Origin of the sequence: Novosphingobium guangzhouense (genome assembly GCF_002896965.1) — a bacterium.
GTDB lineage: Bacteria > Pseudomonadota > Alphaproteobacteria > Sphingomonadales > Sphingomonadaceae > Novosphingobium > Novosphingobium guangzhouense.
Genome location: NZ_LYMM01000020.1, coordinates 1 through 546, shown reverse-complemented (window position 1 = coordinate 546; position 546 = coordinate 1). Strand labels below are relative to the sequence as shown.

1 protein-coding gene is annotated in these 546 nt (G+C 63.4%); it reads right to left on the bottom strand.

From position 1 onward, the window contains the following. Positions 1-497: baseplate assembly protein (locus A8V01_RS04950; protein WP_245892339.1), on the bottom strand; the 497-nt coding region annotated here is incomplete at its 3' end. Between the last annotated feature and the right edge of the window lie 49 nt (positions 498-546).

The window sequence follows — 546 nt, the reverse complement described above, 5'->3', positions numbered from 1 at the left end:
ACGCCCGGCGAAGGGCTGGTGGCAGTGGCATCGAGCACTTCAGCATCGGCGGACAAGGCGTGGAAGAGGTACGCGCCCTCCGGCCCGGCAACGGAATAGCCTTCGGGTGCCAGGACCATGCGACGACGAAATTCGGTGTCGCTTTCCATGACGGCGGCAACGCCCTGCGATTCGTCGGCAGGGGTGATGACCTTGCGCACGATACCATAGGTGGCAGCGATATTGTCGAGATCGCCATTGACCGCAAAGGCGGGCATGACGGCGCGGGCGGCATCATTTACCCGCTGGCGCAGCAGCTGGGCGAGGTAGGAGAATGTCTGAAGCAGCTTGATCGCGGGGTCGCTGTCGCGGGTCTCGATAGCAACGCCCAGCGCTGCCATCTCTTCCTTGAAAACCGCTATCGCTTTCGCCAGCAGCGTTTCATAGTCGAGCGTCTCGATGATGTCCGGCGCGGGCAGGCGCGAGAGATCGACAGCGGTGAAAGTGGGATCGGCCATGACGGCCATGTCGCGGTTGCGGGCAGGCGGGCGCTATCCCCCTGCATTT